A 17,687-nucleotide genomic window follows, 5' to 3' on the forward strand; every position below is an offset into this window, starting at 1 on the left:
GAGAACTGAGAGCTAAAAAGAAAAAACAGGCCCGTTTCTTGAATAGAAAATTCAACGAAACGAACGCGTTTGGCCCTAGTGTCGCGTCAATCCTCAAGTGTCGGATAAAGACGCGATAATTTTATTCTTGCATCCTCGGTTGTGAATTGCCAATTAACCTTCGAGTTTTTGTTGTTTCTGAATTTTTGCCAAGCCAATACCTCTTTCCTAACAAACTCGATGTTGTCAATTCTCCTTTTTAAGCACTGACCTGTAAGCACATTCAATTCAATCTCTGCCATATTCAACCAGCTTCCATGTTTTGGGGTGTACACAAACTCAAACCGATCCCATAGTGCCTTCGCCTTCTCTGGCGAAAACTGTTCATAAAGAGATCCAGGAATGTGTGTGTTTAGATTATCCATTACCAGCGTTATTTTGTATGCGTATTCATATTGAGCCGCGATTTCTTCCAGAAAACAAGCCCAATCTCGCTTGGTTCTACTTTCGGTAATTTTTACCATGCGTTTTCCTGCCAATGGTTCACAGGCAAGGAATATATTGCACGTTCCACAACGCTTGTATTCGTAATCATACCTGGCTGGTTTCCCGGGTGAACCCGGGACAGGAATTCTTGTTTCTGCAATCAGTTGTTTTGGAGATTCGTCCATACATACAACAGGATTTAGTGGATCAAATGGACGCTTATAAACATCAAGCACCATTTCCATATTTGCAACAAAGCTACTGTTTTGTTTCGGTGGAATTAACCATCCTTTTTGTTGCCAGGGTTTAATTTCGTTTTTTTTAAAACACGTCGAACGGTTTCATGAGAAATATTATCAATATAGCCAAGCTCTACAACCTGATCAGCTAACAACCTCAAAGACCATATTGCAAAACCTTCGGGTGGTTCGCTGCAACTTAAGGCGAGTAAATGGGCTTCAAAATCACCATCAACTTTTTTTTTGTAAATGCGGCTTCCTTTTTTTCCGTTAAGGGTAGCTTCAAGACCCTCTTCAACAAACCGCTTCTTAACTCGATCAATTTTTCTCATGCTTATATTCAGGACACGTGAGATTTCTTCGTTGGTTGAATGTTTGTCATTCCATTCACCTTTGTCGCAACCAAGCAAGATAAGAGCGTTGATAATTTTATGTGAGTTATGGTTGCCCTTTGAGGCAAGTTCACAAAGATCTTTACGTTCATCTTCAGCAAGTGTCACAGTGTATTTATTCATAAGAAATCCTCTGGGATTCATATGAACAACATGCAATATATCTGTTACGTCATTTTACGCATGACGCGACACTAGTGTCGAGTCAATCCTCAATGATTAAATGATTCTGAATAGTCGTAATCGATTATATACGACATTTTATTGCTGACGCGACACTAGATCATATATTATAATCCAAAGCTACGAAATAGTCCGCTTGAGCTCGCGAAGCGGGCGAAACGGACCTCGTGCTGTTGCACTTGCAGTGCAACTCCCAGTAAATCTTCGATTTACTGCGATCCCGAAGCGAAACTCGGGTGCCGAAGCAGAATTAGGGCTGTTAGGGAAATTAATAGTTCCTGTCAATCATATAATCGGCAATCTGAAGGAGAATTTCCTTCTCGGGGCAGTCGGCAAGAGCATCGAGCTCTGCCTTGCCCTGTTCAACATATGAGATTGCGAGATCCTTGACATAATCAATGGAACCGGCCTCAGTAAGGAGTTTTACTGCCTCTTTGATTTCCTCGTCGCTGGCTTTACCTTTGCCGAAGATCTCGAGCTGCACACCCTTTTTGAAAGCGTCGATTACAATAAGAGTATGTTTGCCTTCCATGAGATCGCTGCCGTGCACCTTGCCGAGCACTTCCTCGGGTGCAGTCATATCCAGGAAATCGTCATACATCTGGAAACCGACTCCAATCAGGCGGCCAAACTCGGAAAAGGCTTCGGCAAGCTCATCGGAGGCCCCGCCGAGGATGGCCCCGATTTTAGCGGCTGCGGCGTAGAGCACCGAGGTCTTTTTTTCGACCATCTCAAGATACTCGGCCTCCTCGACCCGGTCCCTGGTCTCGAAGTCCATGTCCATCCACTGGCCCTCACAGATTTCTGTGCAGGTCTTTGAGAGGACACCCATGCATTTCAAAATTTTTTCCGGCTCATTATCGATCCTGGCAAGGATCTCAAAGGCTTTGGAGTAAAGGGTATCGCCCGCAAGGATTGCACCCGCTTCACCCCATTTCACATGGACGGCCGGCATTCCTCGCCGGACATCGTCCCTGTCCATTATATCATCATGAACAAGCGTGAAATTATGAACGAGCTCCACCGCAACAGCTGCAGGGAGCACGGACTCAACGTTTGAGCCAAGGGCCTCGGCGACAAGGATGAGGACCGCTGGCCGGAGGCGTTTACCTCCGGCGTCCACGAGATAGCGGGAGGCTTTGTAAAGCTCCTCGGGCTCTGATAGAGGAAGCATTTCATCAATGGCGGCATCCACGTGGACAGTTCTTTTTTTAATTTCATCGATCAGCGTCATAATCATCACAAAAACGGAATTGTTTTTCTTATACAATTACTCTTCGATATATAACACTTCACCGTTTCTGAGAAGGTGGACGGTGTCCCCGAGCACGTAACCCGCATCTTCCGCCATCTCGATGTACTCACCGTGCATAACAATGTTTCCGTGGGCCGGGATGACATGTTCCGGGTTCACCATACGCAGGAGTTCCCAGTGGTCTTCCCTGTAAGCGTGACCTGAGACGTGCACATCATCGTAGATCCTGGCGCCCCTCATCCTGAGCTTTGTCTCAAGGGCAAAGCGGTTGGCCTGGGTCATGGGAGTGGGAATAATGTTTGCGGAAAATATTACGCGGTCTCCGGGCTCGATCTCGTAGGCGGTCTCCCCATTTGCGATCCTGGTAAGAATGGACCCGGGTTCACCCTGGTGGCCCGTGACTATGGGCAGATACTTGTTCTTGCCTGCCTGCATGATCCGCTTAAAGGCCTTGTCAATGTCTTTCCTGTGCCCGTAAACCTCTACATTGGCAGGAAGGGTAATGTAATTGAGGTCCCTTGCGGCCCCGACGTAGCGCTCCATGGAGCGGCCCATAAGCACAGGGATCCGACCCATTTCTACCGTGGCCTCAACGATCGCATTGATCCGGGCGATATGGGAAGCAAAGGTCGTGATGATCATACCCACATCGGTCTCTTCGGTCCCGAGCAGCACGTCCCTTACCATGTCCTTTGCAATCTTTTCGGAGGGAGTCTTTCCGGAACGTCCGGCGTTTGTACTCTCCGTAATCATTGCAATGACCCCTTCCCGGCCAAGGGCCTTGAGGCGTTCGAAGTCCGGGGCTTCTCCCATAGTGGGGGTCCGGTCAAGCTTGAAGTCACAGGCATAGAGCACGGCCCCTTCCGGGGTATGGACGGCCGCAAGTACACAGTCGATAATACTGTGCTGGACCCGGATGAACTCAATGGAAATATCGTCCGTAACCTGATAGGTCCCGCCTGCCTTGAGGGGGATAATCCTGTTGCAGACCTCAAACTTACGCTCGGACTCGATCTGCTGTTTTATGATGGCGGCAGTGTAGGGGGTCGCAAGAATAGGCGCATTGTAACGGTGGGCAAGTTTGGGAATTGCCCCAATGTGGTCAAGGTGCCCGTGGGTACATACAATGGCCCGGACAGTCCCGTTGATCTCCTTCATGATGGTGTCATCCGGAATGGCCCCCATCTGAATAAGCTCAAGAGAATGCATTCTATCAACTTCAACGTCCTCGTGGATCTGGACCCTATCGAGCCGCAGTCCCATATCAAGGATAATAATATCTTCACCAACGATTATCGCAGTCATATTGCGACCCATTTCATTGTAGCCGCCAACTGCGACAATTCCTATTTCAGTCATGTTTTAAACCTCTTATTTGATCTTATTTGATTTTATTCGATCTGAATCGATCCCTGATCCCGATTATATCGGAACCTGAAATTTAGAAACTATGATACCTTTGAGAGATAACCTGGATTTGAAAGCATAATTATGGAAATCTGAACGCATAATTATGGAAATTGGACTATGGAAATAACATTCCCGGAGATGAATTACAAAACCTGATTACGGTAATGAGAAACCGGACATAAGAATACATGAAATCAAATGCCCATTAAATAAGCTGTAAATAAGCCCTTCAAATAATTCTGTAAATAATTCTGTAAATAATTCTGTAAATAAGGCTCATACCCTGGATGACTGCCCACATGTGATAGGCAGAAAGCCCAACTGTTTAGCGTGAGGTAGTTGACAAAGAGTTTCCTGGATACAGACATATCACTTATAATATATATTTGTTTACGTATACAAATCGGAGCCATCAAATCTTATCCAGACAAATCATCAGGCCAATAGTCTCAGGCCCGAATAAGCCTGCTAACTCTTTTTTCCGGTGATATAATCCTTAAATACTGATTTTTCTGCTTCTTTTACTTACACTATTTTACTCGCTCATTAGAGATTTACACTTCAGGCATTCTGGCCTTAAGTCCTCAGGCAAGCCTGCATATATTTCCCAGCTTGAAATCTTATTTGACGAATAATGGTTTCCTCCACCACCCGTTCAAATAACCGGGGAATTCCCTTACACTTAGTATCCGGAAGGATATCAGTTTCCTTTGTACATCCAGAACCGGCAACGGTTCAAGCTTCTCAATGATTCCATTTCCTCGAGAGTTCCAGCTTTGGTGGAACTGGAAGATGTGGGAGAAATGCACCCACTTTCTGAAATTACCTGCTTTAAGGGATATGCAAGCCCCTTATACTAAAATCAAAGATTTTAGGGAGGGGAAGTTGACATGATAAGATGACATTGACCAAATAATGATTCAGGCCCCGGATATTCACAGTATATCCCGGAGCGCCGAGTAGTCCTTTACGTTAAACCCACGCTGAGTCAGGTATTCGAGAGTCCAGCCCGTGATAACCGCAGGAGCACCATGCAAATCCGAAATGTTTCCGCATCCGCAGAGGAACATGGCGGTTCTGAATTCGGCCAGCATACAGGAGAGCACCTGAACCACAGCGGCTTTGCCCTCCAAAGCAGGCCCTACGAAAGGCAGGGCTGCGCTGGCCACGCTTGCCCCGAGAACAATCGATTTTGCAATATCTACCCCGGTCCGGACTCCACCTGTGGCAATGATAGGGAGGGAAACTTTTGACTCAATAATGCTTGCGACCGTGGGGATTCCGAAGTCCCAGAAAAGGTCGCCCAGGTGTCCAGAGAGGCTGTCTCCCTGGTCCCGGGTCCGGTAAACCTCGACCCCGGCCCAGCTTGTGCCGCCCACGCCGCCTACATCAATTGCCGAAACTCCGGCATCCAGGAATTTCAAAGCGTCTTCCCTTGAAATCCCGGCTCCGGTTTCCTTTACTATCACCGGGACGTCCAGCATGGAACAGATCTCGGAAATCATTGCAAGGCAGCCGGTCGCATCTCTGTCGCCTTCGGGCTGGATTGCTTCCTGTAAGAAATTAAGATGAATTGCAAGGGCATCGGCATCGATCATCTCGACAAGTTTTTCCATGCCTTCGATCCCGTACTCCCTGATCTGGGCGGCCCCCACGTTGCCATAGACAAAAGCGTTTGGGGCTTTATCCCGTACGACCCGGAAAGATTCCTCCTGAGCCGGGTCGTCTATCGCAGCCCTCTGGCTGCCCACGCCTATCCCGAGCCCAAGCTCCTCGACAGCTTCGGCCAGTGCGGCATTTACCGGCAGGGTGTCCGGATGCCCGCCTGTGACGGAGGCAATCAGGAAGGGGGCCTGCAAGTGTTTACCCAGAAAATCCACTGAAAGATCAAGCTCATCCATATTGAGCTCGGGAAGAGCCCTGTGAACAAGGGTAACGTCTTCAAAACCCGCAGTCACATTCCGGGCTTCCACCGGGCTTTCCGCACATAATTTTAAATGTTCGATCTTTCGCTTCGAGGTAATGTTTATCATATTCAATTCCCTTTGTCCGGAGAGATCCTGGTCCCTATGGCTTCTCCAGCTAAGAACCTGTGTATGTTATCTGCCTTTCCTGCATTGAATATATGTGAAGTAATACATGATGTTTTGCACAGGTCCAGGAGTTCCCGGACTTTTCCGAGCATCCCACCGGTCACATCGGTGTTTTCCGAGGCCCCGATATAACGCCTGAACTCCTCAAAGGTCCCGGGAGTGATCTCAGGCACGGCTTTTCCGTCCATTCCGAGCACCCCGTCCTCCGCCGAACCAAGCCCGAGCCTCGAGGCTTTCAGGGCCTTTGCGAGGTAGGATACTATCTGGTCCCCGGAGAGGACGCAGCCCCCTATTTCGGAGTCCATAACAACATCCCCGTGCAGGACAGGTACAAGTCCGTTTTCAAGCATGAGCCTAAGGTTTTCCAGGTACATGCTCTCAATCCGTCCGTTTTTACAGACCGTACAGCCCATGGGGTGCACCGCCACGGCCCGAATCCCGAAGCGGTTCAGAGAGTTCACTACCGCTTCTGAAAGCTTTTTTACGGACTGGTGGGTAACTATGCCCCCTTCCGGATCAAACTGCCTGTCAAGCCCGTATTTTTTCGCGTAGGTGTGCCCGAAAGACCCGGCTCCGTGGACCACTATCAATTTACCCCTGTATTCCGAAACTTCCCGGGCTATGCGGAGGAGTTCGGTTTCCCTGACAACTCCGGCGTCCGCGCCTTTGTCGGTAATCACACTCCCGCCAAGTTTCAGTATAACAAGTTCGGATGAAGCACTCATAATATATCTCCAGTGAAATGCAAGAAATTCATGAAACAGATTTCATGAACTGAATATAAATTTTGAAATTAAATTAAATTAAATTAACATTGGATCACAGGAAGCAGGAAAATGCCATTCAGCCCCGGAAGAAACCCAGACTTTGGGCACTTTTGTTTCCTGTAGACCTTTATTCAATCCTCAGGCCCTGCTCCGTTGCTTTTGTAACAATAACCTTTCCACCTGCTTTCCGAATAGCTTCAGCCACAGGCCCACAGTTTTCCGGAGCCGTAAGAGCGACCATGCAGCCTCCTCCTCCGGCCCCGGTGATCTTTGCCCCAAAGGCGCCCGCGTCCCGGGCGACGTATATGAGCTTTGAAAGTTCGAGGCTGCTTACCCCGAGGGCATCAAGCAGCCCATGGTTCACGTTCATCAGTTTCCCGACAGATGCATAGTCCCCTTTCCCAACCAGGGCCTCTCCCAGTCCGGAAATTTTGCCAATCGAGGACATGAGAGGCACTATAAGCTCCGGATAACTTTCCTTTAGTCTGCGCACGTTTGCCACAAGCTCTTTTGTGGAAGAGAAAACTCCGGTATCCCCGATCACAATTCCACAATCGGGAGTTGCCAGTTTCCGCCGGTCGGGAATGGTAACCACCCCTCCAAAGGTTGAAACATAGGTATCGGTAGGGCTTGCGGCCCCCTGGACTTTGATCTCGATTTCATGCCCCAGCTTTGCTATTTCTTCAGGCCCGAGCCCGCAGCCGAAGAGTTCGTTAAGAGCCCCTATAGTCGCAATAGTCACAGCCGCAGAAGAGCCAAGCCCCGAGCCTACGGGAATGTCTGACTCCACTTTTATGGAAACCCCATCAATCGGAGCAAATTCTCGCATCCTTTCAATAACCGCAGACACGTAAGGGTGTTTTTCAAAATCAAGGCCAGTGACGGCAATCTGTGACTCGATTCGCAGAGAATCCGCCAGCTCCGCCCTGACCCGGGTCCGAAGGTCAACAGCGCAGGCAATGGCAGCTTCTCCATAGACAACCGCATGTTCTCCAAAAAGGTAAACTTTCCCGGGGACAGAGCATAAGACCATGAATTATTCCTCTTCAAATTAACGAACTTCAAATTAACGAACTTCAAATTAAAGAATTTCAAACTAAGGAATGAGTCAAATATAATATCAAGTATTTTCGTTTACCATTCATTAACCACGGAACACACGGAAGGACACGGAAACCGGCCTTTGGCCGGTGAGTAAGTTGGACTTTATATAATCAGATTCAAAAACACTCCCTGATTTCTGAAAGAGGACTAAAAAAGGTCATAATAACCTTAATTATCGTCTTCCGGTCGTTCTTTTTCCGTGTGTTCCGTGTATTCCGTGGTTTGAATTTACACACCAAAATATAGGGCAATTCCCAAACTGAATATATGAAGTTATTTTTCAGCTATTCTTAAGTATTATCCAGAAATCCATCAAACATTAACGATAAATGTAGTGAATGTTTTGGAGTTTCCTGATAAATAAAAAGAAAACTCATAAAAAAAATGTTGCTGAAGTTCCCACTTATATTACAAAACTTTTTTCGGAAAATTTCGCATATATTGCAAGATTTATAAAACTTATTTCAAAAACCGAATTTCTGAATTAAATTTCCAAAAACTCAGCTTCATTCCACGAGCATTGCAGCGTATCCGACAACAGCGTCCATATCTCCGGACACGTCTCCGCTATTTGCGTATTTGAGAAGAGTTCCGTGAGTGGCCCCTAACTTTTTAGAAGCCGTAAGCATCGTCGCAATAGGCCCATAGCCGCAGACAGAGGCATTTTTCCTGTACAGGTATTCATACATGCCGGAAACGTCCATTTTCAGGATGGCTTCGATCATGTGCCTGTCTGTCTCCCAGGCGGCCTCAGCCGACTGGTAATGCGTAAAATCACTGGAAGCGATAATAAGCACCTTTTTATCGCTTTTTGAAAGGAGTTCGGCAATCAACTCTCCGAGTTCAATGGCCGTTTCCTCATCCTGCATACCCATGCAAATAGGAAGGATCTTAAAGTCCTTTCCGAAACGGTACTGTAGAAAAGGGAGCTGAACCTCTATGGAATGTTCGTACCTGTGCCCCAGCTCATCGAGGTCGGCAATACTGCCCAGAAAACCTTTTCCCAGATCCAGGTCAGGTTCAATAACCCCGAGAGGAGTTACCCACGTTTCCTGAGATACGGAAACCGGAGAACCGTAGCCTGTATGGTTCGGTCCGATTAAAATATAGGTATCGGCTTTCGGAAGGGCCGCATAGACATGGGCCGCCACTTTCCCGGAATATACGTATCCGGCATGAGGGCACACCGCCCCGAATACCTTTCGTTCCCGGAACTCAAGGCCTTCAAAACAAATATCCAGTTCCTGTTTCAGATCATCAGGGCGTAAAGGATAGAACTGCCCTGCAACCGATGGCTGTCTCATCGAATCACATATGATAAAAACCCCATTGCTTTAGCAAGGGGTAGTTTGTTACGGAAAACTTGCGTTATTACAATAACAAATCATATAACTTTCATCAATTCTTACTGGTTTTTTTACCTGTAATACAGGTCAAGAATTCGATGAAAATAGAAGAAATATCCACCTTTGGTAATATAAAATTTATTATATATAAATGGGAATAGAAAGTCGAAAACTTTTAGCCCCCACCTGCCAGCTTTTGGCTGTTGAGGAAGGGACAAAAGTTTCCGGCCTTAGAGCGGAGTCTCGAAATCGGCCATTTCGTAATTGAAAGGAATACTATTGGACTTAGCGACTTCCCGCGCAAGCAGCCAGTAAATCAGGGAAAGAGCTTTTCTACCCTTGTTGTTTGTGGGGATCACAAGATCCACGTTGGAAACAAGGTTGTTGGTGTCACAGAGTGCGACAACAGGCACACCAATACTGGAAGCTTCCTTCAGCACCTGTGCATCTCCCGCAGGATCCGTTAAGACCACGACTTCGGGCTCACAGAAGCTTTCGATCTTGGGATTTGTAAGGGAGCCAGGGATAAACCTGCCAAGCACTGACTTTGTCCCGAGTGATTTTGCGAACATCCTTGCGGGGTGCTGCCCGTACTGCCTGGAAGATACAACCAGAATCCTGGAAGTGTCGTATTTGGAAAGAAGTTTTGAGGCGGTCCTGACCTTTGCGTCCGTGGACTGAATGTCAAGCACATATAAACCGTCGGTTCTGACACGGTATACGAAACGCATCATGTCCTGGGTCTTCTGCTGGGTCCCGATGTGAACACCTGCTGCAAGATACTCATCAATGGTAACAAGAGATGCGGATTCGTCCCTTACGGGAGTTACAGGCTCTGCTTCAGCTACAGGTTCTGCTTCAGCTACAGGCTCTGCTTCAGCTACAGGTTCTGCTTCAGCTACAGGTTCTGCTTCAGCTACAGGTTCTGCTTCAGCTACAGGTTCTGCTTCAGCTACAGGTTCTGCTTCTGCTACAGGTTCTGCTTCTACTACAGGTTCTGCTTCTGCTACAGGCTCTGCTTCTGCTACAGGCTCTGCTTCAACGGGATTGTTCTCTGCTACAACGGGCTCGGTCTCTACTACAACTTCTTCCTCAGACACAGACTTGGTTTCGGGCTGTGCTTCGGTTTCTTCCTGCCCTGTTTGCTCAATTTCCGACATAAAGTCACCTCATAAATCGAATACAAAATAAAATATGTTCAGTCAAGAAAGATATCCTGCGGCGTTTTCAAACGCATACGAACAGGTCTATCATTAATTAATGAGCTATTCGTTTAACTGTAATAGGAATAACGCCGGATTCCAATTCAGCAATGGCGACGTCCAACGGGGTACCTCTCCCGTCATCTTCAACAAGGACCGGGGCCCCCATTGCAATCTGGAGCGCTCTGGCACCTATGATCCGAGCACGCTCGAACCTTGTATAATTCTCCTCGCCCAACTGATCACCCTGAAAAGTAAAAATTCTCCGATGTAATTCCAGATGAATTGAAAATCATGATAAATCGTTCTTAATGCTGCCTATGTAACCCTGAACCAGCACACCCGTATAAAAAATAGGGAGTGGGACCGCTGAGATTTGAACTCAGGTACCGGCGTCCCGAACGCCGAAGGATGGACCAGGCTACCCTACGGTCCCTTACTGGTATGGTGAAAGCACGTCAACAAGTTCAACATGACTGAGGAGCATCCTGCGGCAGCAATAACGGGTGATCCCTAGATCATCCATTACAGCCGCCGGGTTTTCCCCGGCTTCGACGCGCTTTTTGTAGTCGATCCAATAATTTGAGACGACTTTTCCACATGAGAAACATCGGACTGGAATCATGGTGTCTTAACCTTATATGTTTACCTGTAAGATTTCTGGAATTTAGCCCTTGCGCCAGGTCCACCGAAATTCTTGGATTCCTTCTGCCTGGAATCGCTCACAAGGAGATTGCGGTCATAGGCTGTGAAGGTATCCCTGAGCACCGTGTCGTTTGTCCATTCCACGATACCTCTGGCGATAGCGGTTCTCACCGCGTTTGCCTGCCCAATAATTCCGCCACCCCGGACCTCTACATTGATGTCAAACCCGGATGCAATTTCCTCCCCTGCGATAAGAAGAGGTTCGAATATTTTTAATCTTGCAAGCTCAGGGGTAATGATTTCGATAGGGGTCTTGTTGACTCTGATTTTGCCAGACCCTTTCTTAACCGTTGCCCTTGCAGTTGCAGTTTTATGCTTACCTGATGAATTGACTACTTTGACCATGAAGAATCACCCTTAATACTTTAGAACTTTGCTCCCAGCTTCAGGCAGATTTCTCCGAGCTGCACATACTTTGGAGAGCTCAACCGGTTCATGCTTGCTTCCTCAATGGAAACTACTTCGGCACCCTTTAATTCAATGGGAACGCCAACATAGACCTTAAGCCTGGACATTGCGTCTCTGCCCCTTGCCCGCTTGTAGGGCAGCATCCCACGGACCGTCCTTTTCAGGATACGGTCAGGACGCTTGGGGTAGGAAGGACCTAATTGTTTTTCGCCTCTTTCCCGGGAGACTCTGTACTCATCAAGCGTTGTTTTCTTTGAGCCGGAGAGTATAACCTTTTCGGCATTTACGATACAGATCTTTTCGTCTCCGGAAAGCAGCTGTTTTGCAACCTTGCTCGCAAGACGCCCCAGAATAAGCCTATTAGCATCGATAACAATCATTTTAAACACCTCAGCGGAAAATCCTGATTCCTGAACCTTTAGGATTTGCTTCAATGATCTCTTCGATACTCAGGCACTTCCCACCGGCTTCTGTAATTTTTACTTCGGCAGAAGTACTGAAGTTAAGCGCAGCAACTGTTACCGCATGATCCAGGAGGCCTGCGCCCAGGACTTTCCCCGCGACAAGAATAACATCATTCTCAGTCGCATGCCTGTTGATCTTGCTTATGTTAACAGCCGCGTAGTTCCCGGCAGGAGACTCAAGGCGTTTCGCAATATCTCCCCAGATGGGGGCGTTGCCCGTATAAGCCCTGTCTTTGAGAGTGAGAATCAGGGAAACGATTCTTGGATTGGTCTTTCTTGTAAGTTTTTGTAGTGATTTCTTGCCCATGATGTCCCTCCGCAAGATTTGCTTTAGAAACCTCACTCACGCGGAACCAGAAGATTTCGCGTTCGAACAATCTTAAATTACCACCTGCCGACCGTCAATCCGAAAAAAGAAAGCCCTGCACAGGAAAGCAAATCAAGAATTATTTGATAAATGATTCAATTAAGCGTGATAAGGTAAGATCAAAATAACACTTCTAGTACATAAAGATTATGCGTTATCCGGAGGCAAGCGAAAGAGCCTCTGCACAGAGCCGCTCAGCCCAAGGCAGGAGTCCCGAAAACAGCCTCTGAAACCCTGACACTGAGATCTTCAGTACCGCAGCCCATTTTACCTGCCACAATCAAAGCGACAATTCGGATGTCAACGAGATAAGAAAGCCGGTCCTGCGTAGAATTAATTTCGGAGACCACAGCCTGCTTATTCAGACCTGAGTTTCCAGCAATGAAGTTTATTATATTTTCAAAGGAGATTGCCCCGGCAGAAGCCTCAGAAAGAGACCCTACAAAACCATTATCCCCGGAAAGCGGCCTTTCCAACCCCCCCTCAAAACCTTCCGAAGGCCTGAATACCTGGGGAAGCCGGATGCCGTCCAGATCAAAAGCCGGGACCAAAAGCTCCCCCTTAAGATCCAGAAACCCCACGGCAAGCCCCCTCTCCCTTACCTTTGAAGCGACCCTCGGAGAAAACCATTTAAAATCAAAAGCAAGCGATAATTCAAAATCCTTTCCTGAAAGAGAAGAAACAAGGTTTTTCTTAAAAGGAGCGGATACAATACGTTTGAGTTCTTCCATTAATACTGACCCCTAAATAAAATATCATAAATAAGAACATAATAAGGAAAAAAAGAGGGAAATGTCCGGAAAACGGACAGTTCCTGCCCCGCAGAGAACTTACCATCCCGCCTTCGAACAAAATCCTATTCCAGTCGTTTTTCACAGCACAACAAGTTTTGCGTCGAGGATACCCGGCACCTGTCTGAGCTCTTCGAGGATGGCCTCTGGAACATCAGAATCGACATTTAGAGCCATCATTGTGGTCCCGCCGACTTCTACCCTTCCGACCTGCATGCCGGAGATGTTGATGTTGTTTGCCCCGAGGGCCATACAACAGGGCCCGATCACGTTCGGCCTGTTGATGTGCTTTGCAAAGATCATGCGCCCGGCCGGGAAAATGTCCACTCTGTCCCCGTCAAGGGCAACGATCTTGGGCTCTTCCCCGACAACGGTTCCGGAAACCAGCTTTGTTTCGTCGGCCCTGGTCATGCGGATGGTGATGGTGGATGCGTATTCCTCCGCGGACTCGGACTTGCTCTCAACGACTGCGATCTTTCTGGCCTTGGCAAGGGCAGGGGCGTTGACGTAGTTGACTCCGGACCCGAGCGCCATTTCCAGAAGGCCCTTGAGGGCGGAAACGGTAAGGGGTCTTGTGTCCTTTCCGGAGATTTCCCCATTGTACCCGATTTCAACCTTCTCGTAGCTCCTGTCCATGAGCTGGCCTGCAATCTTGCCCATGATTTCCGCAAGCCTGAGATAAGGAGCGAGCACAGCCATGGCTTCCGGCCTGACTGAAGGGATATTGATTGCGCTTTTGGCAGGACCGTCCCCCAGAACGGAGATGATTTCGTTGGCGATATCAACTGCCACGTTAACCTGAGCTTCTTCTGTGGAGGCCCCGAGGTGGGGAGTCACAATAACATTGTCAAAGTCCAGAAGCGGGTTATCAAATGGAGGTTCGCTAACAAAGACATCCAGAGCCGCGCCTCCGACCTTACCGCTTTTGACGGCTCTTGCAAGGGCTTCTTCATTGATAATGCCGCCTCTTGCACAGTTGATGACCCTGACTCCGTCCTTCATGAGGGCGAACTGTTCATCGTCAAGGATGTTCCGGGTTTCCTTGATAAGGGGGGTATGCACCGTGATATAGTCCGCTTCCTCTGCGATCTCGTTTACCGTACAGAGCCTGACCCCGAGTTCCACGGCCCGCTTCTCGGAAATGAATGGGTCGTAGCCGAGCAGGTTCATCTCAAGCCCTGCGGCCCGCTTTGCGACCTCGGACCCGATTCTTCCGAGCCCGACGATTCCGAGAGTCTTGCCTTTGACCTCGACTCCCATGAACTTGCTCCTTTTCCATTCCCTGGCCTTGAGGGAGGCATTTGCCTGGGGGATGTTCCTCGACATTGCCATCATCATGGAAATGGTATGTTCCGCTGCCGAGATCATGTTCCCTTCGGGGGCATTGGACACGATGATCCCTTTTCTGGTGGCTGCGTCAACGTCGATATTATCGACCCCGACCCCGGCCCTTCCAATGATTTTGAGCTTGTCGGCCGCTTCGATTACCCGCTGCGTTACCTGGGTACTGCTGCGCACAACTAGAGCGTCAAAATCCTTGATCTTTTCCACCAGTTCATCCTCGGAAAGCCCGGTGGAAACATCAACGGTAAAATGCTGCTTTAGAATCTTCACACCTTCGGTAGAAAGTGAATCACTTACCAATACTTTCATACTAATATTCTCCAGATTAAGATATTCAAGATATAAACGTGAAATAATTTAATTGTTATAGTGGATATCAATCGAGTTAATTACACTTAAACATTATCAAGCTTACCCGTTTTTTTACCTATACCGGGGCTTTCAGGAACGTCCCCTATTTAAGTTTGATCCGCTCAGGCAAAAGCCCGGAACTTTTCAGCCGAAAAAGCCAGAAACCCGCTTTTCCAAAAGACCGTTTTTCAACCCACCGGCCGGATGACCCCTATCCTGGGTTCATAACACTGTCCATCGGCAAGCAGGGCCCGGACCGCCTCTTCCACGGTTTCTTCAGGAATTCCCCGGGAGACGGCTTCTCTGAGGAAAGTTCCATAGTCCACCCCTTTTCCTTCCCCCATTTCTCGCATGAGTTCGAGGGCAAACTCCTTAAGGTCAGCTTCAGCCCCTTCAGCCCCTTCCGCTCCCGCAGAATCGAGATCAAGGGCCCGAAGGCCCTCTTTCAGCGCCCCCTCCATCTGCCTTAAAAATTCACATGGATCTTGCTTCCTCCCTCCTTCTTGCTCAAGGGCCAGGGAAATCCCTTCGGCAAGTTCGGCCGGAACTCCGGTTTTTTCCAGGTATTTGGAAAGTTCGGGGCCGAAAAGGCTGCTCGAAAGGGCTCTGGAAAAGGCTTCAAGCCGCTCAACCGTCTGTTCCGCGGTATCCACCACCCAGCGGTTCCGGAGTCCCTCGTCCACAACATTGACCTCCTCGGCCCTTATAGAAACAAAGACAGCCCCCGCTTCCGGCTCATAAACCCTGGCCTTCCCGCTAAGCGCAACAAAAACCGGGGCCTCGACCGTTGAAAAGAAAATGGAAGCCTCGGGCTGGAACTGCCCCGCATACACGGTAAAAGCTCCGGTCGGGTCAACAACCCTGGCCTTCCACAGCTCGTTCTGTTCCCCCACACTGTCAACTTCGGTAAGGACGCCCACAACAAAAACCCTGTTAATAAGCAGCCCCAGGGGGCTTATAAGGAAATTGGGGGATTTGGAATCCTTTTCCTCCGCACTGTCCTCCGTTAAGGAAAGCCTTTCACCTCGGCCCGGAGCGTCAAGACTCCTGGCCGCTTCAAACTCTTTTGCAAAAACCCTTTTTGCAACTTCCCGCTTAAGCATCTTCCACCTCCCTTTCCTTCCCGACCTTCGGGAGACTCCCACCACTGCCACTTGCCCGGACTTCCTCTATCAAATCAAGCCTGTGCAAAAGTTCCACGGCCCGGACCGCAAGGTCGTCTCCAGGCACCCGGACACTTTCCGCAACAAAGGATACCCCGTACTCGGTCCTTGAGGCATTACCCCGGACGGAAAGTACGCGGCCCGTAATAATCCTCCGGAGGTCTTCGAAGACCGCGTCCTTTGATATATCGGAGTACATGAGGGCTTCGGCTTCCTCCAGGGTCTTGCCGTAGATCAGCTCAGAAAGTTCTCTGTTAAACATCACTGGGACCGTGCCCGTGCCGTCGTCAAGGATTGCCTTAATGCGCATGTCCCGGACGCCAGTGACCTTGCCGTGCACCCTACAGCTCCCTTTCTGGACCACCCTGCCGCATTCCGGGCAACGGGAGATGACCCCCGATCCGGGCCGGATCGACACGACGTTTCCGGAAGTTACAACATCAAATAGCCCGTCTCTGGCCTCTACCTCCCTCATTTTCAGGGGAGCAGGGTCTTTTTTTACGGACTCGAAAGAAAAAGCAAGCTCTCCGGCCTCAGGCCCTTCGATAAGAGAAATCCGGGCCCCTGCCAGGAATTCCACGGAAGGCACCCCTCGAAACATCCGGACAACTGCGGCTTCAAACCGGATTATACTCCCTATATCAACCCCCGGAAGCGCCACCCAGGAAGTGAAGGGCAGCCTTGCGGTCTCGTCCGCAAGCACCCCGCTGATTACGGTAGCCTGCCTGCCCTTTGCGACCACTTCCCTGTGGGAGAGCTGGAGCACAGAAACTGTGGCACTTACCGAGAGGTCCAGGGAACTGATATCCCTAAGTTTCTTTACGGGGCTTTTCGAAAGTTCCTTCAGAGAAGGCAATGGAGACCCCTTTCCCTCATCAGGAAGTTTTGAAACAAAAGAGCGTTCCTTGATAGAGAGCCTGACCCGGTTTTTCCAGACCCGGGTATGGGCATTCTTTACGTTAATAACTTCCCCAACCTGGCAGGGGATTTCCTGCCAGGAAGAAAAGGGGACCGAACCCGTTTCGTCCGCAAGCACCCCGATGTAGAGGGTCGTGGGCCTGCCCTTCGAAGCCCCTTCGGCCTGTTGAAGAGCTTTTTCGGAAAGCTCAAGGATTCTGCCGTGAATCTCAAAGTTTTTCAGGTTAGGGGCGAGGTCCTTTACCTTCAGCTTCTTTCTCCCGGTTTGCTGTCCTCTCCCGAACTTCCGGAGGAGGCTCTGCTTTGCAACTTCAGGCGGTACCCGGAAAGCGAGCAGTTTTTCAAACTCTGCCCGGATCCCTGTTGCCTCTATATCTCCAAGCGCCCTGGTTAACTCCTCCAGGTGGGGCGCAATTTTTTCATCCATCTTAAGGCCTCCATACGTGAGACAGTTTTAAAAATTAATTTGAACTGGTATGACAGCTTGCAGAAAGTTCTGCAAAACATGTGGAATTCCAGAAAATGTAGATCCTATTTACGAATAAATATCCAGAAGCTATTAAAAATTAATTATCATCCGAACCCTCTTATATTAAACATTATCAGTAATCACCTGAGAAACATTAATACCATTAAAAATTAATAAACGATGTTGACCCCTGAGTTGCCCTCCTCGGGCTGCCAGGCCGACGACCGGGAAAAACGGGAATATAAAAGGAG

At 48.8% G+C, this 17,687-nt stretch carries 16 protein-coding genes, 1 tRNA gene and 1 pseudogene; all 18 read right to left on the reverse strand.

Going from position 1 to position 17,687, the window contains the following annotated elements; all coding sequences use genetic code 11:
- Positions 1-86: 86 nt before the first annotated feature.
- Positions 87-1,219, reverse strand: a protein-coding gene (locus ACZ5QV_RS04570) for an IS630 family transposase (RefSeq protein ID WP_464600625.1) whose coding sequence is annotated in 2 segments (ribosomal slippage) — positions 87-793 and positions 793-1,219 — 1,134 coding nt in all. Because the reading frame shifts where the segments join, the coding sequence is not laid out codon by codon here.
- 328 nt (positions 1,220-1,547) lie between these two features.
- Positions 1,548-2,513: a polyprenyl synthetase family protein gene (locus ACZ5QV_RS04575; RefSeq protein WP_464601428.1), complete on the reverse strand. Its 966-nt coding sequence runs from the start codon at positions 2,511-2,513 to the stop codon at positions 1,548-1,550.
- A gap of 36 nt (positions 2,514-2,549) precedes the next feature.
- The gene (locus ACZ5QV_RS04580) at positions 2,550-3,893 is read right to left on the reverse strand and encodes an RNase J family beta-CASP ribonuclease (RefSeq protein WP_464601429.1); all 1,344 of its coding nucleotides are present in this window, start codon (positions 3,891-3,893) and stop codon (positions 2,550-2,552) included.
- A gap of 986 nt (positions 3,894-4,879) precedes the next feature.
- Positions 4,880-5,977: a type 2 isopentenyl-diphosphate Delta-isomerase gene (fni, locus tag ACZ5QV_RS04585; RefSeq protein ID WP_464601430.1), complete on the reverse strand. Its 1,098-nt coding sequence runs from the start codon at positions 5,975-5,977 to the stop codon at positions 4,880-4,882.
- Positions 5,978-5,979: 2 nt separating this feature from the next.
- The gene (locus tag ACZ5QV_RS04590) at positions 5,980-6,762 is read right to left on the reverse strand and encodes an isopentenyl phosphate kinase (protein WP_464601431.1); all 783 of its coding nucleotides are present in this window, start codon (positions 6,760-6,762) and stop codon (positions 5,980-5,982) included.
- Positions 6,763-6,931: 169 nt separating this feature from the next.
- Positions 6,932-7,837 (reverse strand): mevalonate kinase, encoded by a 906-nt coding sequence (locus ACZ5QV_RS04595; RefSeq protein ID WP_464601432.1) that lies wholly within the window; start codon positions 7,835-7,837, stop codon positions 6,932-6,934.
- 577 nt (positions 7,838-8,414) lie between these two features.
- Positions 8,415-9,212, reverse strand: a complete 798-nt coding sequence (locus ACZ5QV_RS04600) for an MEMO1 family protein (RefSeq protein WP_464601433.1) — start codon at positions 9,210-9,212, stop codon at positions 8,415-8,417.
- A gap of 272 nt (positions 9,213-9,484) precedes the next feature.
- A pseudogene (gene rpsB, locus ACZ5QV_RS04605) lies at positions 9,485-10,180 on the reverse strand (30S ribosomal protein S2); the annotation flags it as partial.
- A 331-nt stretch (positions 10,181-10,511) separates the two neighbouring features.
- On the reverse strand, positions 10,512-10,694 hold the full coding sequence (locus tag ACZ5QV_RS04610) for a DNA-directed RNA polymerase subunit K (protein WP_464601434.1): 183 nt from the start codon (positions 10,692-10,694) through the stop codon (positions 10,512-10,514).
- A 123-nt stretch (positions 10,695-10,817) separates the two neighbouring features.
- A tRNA-Pro gene (locus ACZ5QV_RS04615) sits at positions 10,818-10,892 on the reverse strand.
- The gene (locus ACZ5QV_RS04620; RefSeq protein WP_464601435.1) at positions 10,893-11,081 is read right to left on the reverse strand and encodes a DNA-directed RNA polymerase subunit N; all 189 of its coding nucleotides are present in this window, start codon (positions 11,079-11,081) and stop codon (positions 10,893-10,895) included. It abuts the tRNA gene before it with no gap.
- Between the two features lie 20 nt (positions 11,082-11,101).
- A complete protein-coding gene (locus ACZ5QV_RS04625; RefSeq protein ID WP_464601436.1) occupies positions 11,102-11,506 on the reverse strand; it encodes a 30S ribosomal protein S9 in 405 nt (134 codons plus the stop codon).
- A gap of 20 nt (positions 11,507-11,526) precedes the next feature.
- Complete coding sequence (locus tag ACZ5QV_RS04630) at positions 11,527-11,949, reverse strand: 50S ribosomal protein L13 (protein ID WP_464601437.1); 423 nt, start codon at positions 11,947-11,949, stop codon at positions 11,527-11,529.
- Between the two features lie 10 nt (positions 11,950-11,959).
- Positions 11,960-12,340 carry a 50S ribosomal protein L18e gene (locus ACZ5QV_RS04635; protein ID WP_464601438.1) on the reverse strand — a complete coding sequence of 127 codons (381 nt, stop codon included), beginning with the start codon at positions 12,338-12,340 and terminating at the stop codon, positions 11,960-11,962.
- A gap of 254 nt (positions 12,341-12,594) precedes the next feature.
- Positions 12,595-13,131 carry a DUF2240 family protein gene (locus ACZ5QV_RS04640; RefSeq protein ID WP_464601439.1) on the reverse strand — a complete coding sequence of 179 codons (537 nt, stop codon included), beginning with the start codon at positions 13,129-13,131 and terminating at the stop codon, positions 12,595-12,597.
- A gap of 141 nt (positions 13,132-13,272) precedes the next feature.
- Positions 13,273-14,844 carry a phosphoglycerate dehydrogenase gene (gene serA / locus ACZ5QV_RS04645; protein ID WP_464601440.1) on the reverse strand — a complete coding sequence of 524 codons (1,572 nt, stop codon included), beginning with the start codon at positions 14,842-14,844 and terminating at the stop codon, positions 13,273-13,275.
- A gap of 230 nt (positions 14,845-15,074) precedes the next feature.
- Positions 15,075-15,989, reverse strand: a complete 915-nt coding sequence (locus tag ACZ5QV_RS04650; protein ID WP_464601441.1) for an RPA family protein — start codon at positions 15,987-15,989, stop codon at positions 15,075-15,077.
- On the reverse strand, positions 15,982-17,394 hold the full coding sequence (locus ACZ5QV_RS04655) for a Single-stranded DNA binding protein (RefSeq protein ID WP_464601442.1): 1,413 nt from the start codon (positions 17,392-17,394) through the stop codon (positions 15,982-15,984). The genes ACZ5QV_RS04650 and ACZ5QV_RS04655 overlap by 8 nt, the downstream gene beginning before the upstream one ends.
- Positions 17,395-17,687 lie beyond the last annotated feature (293 nt).

The sequence above is a fragment of the Methanosarcina baltica genome, assembly GCF_055394095.1.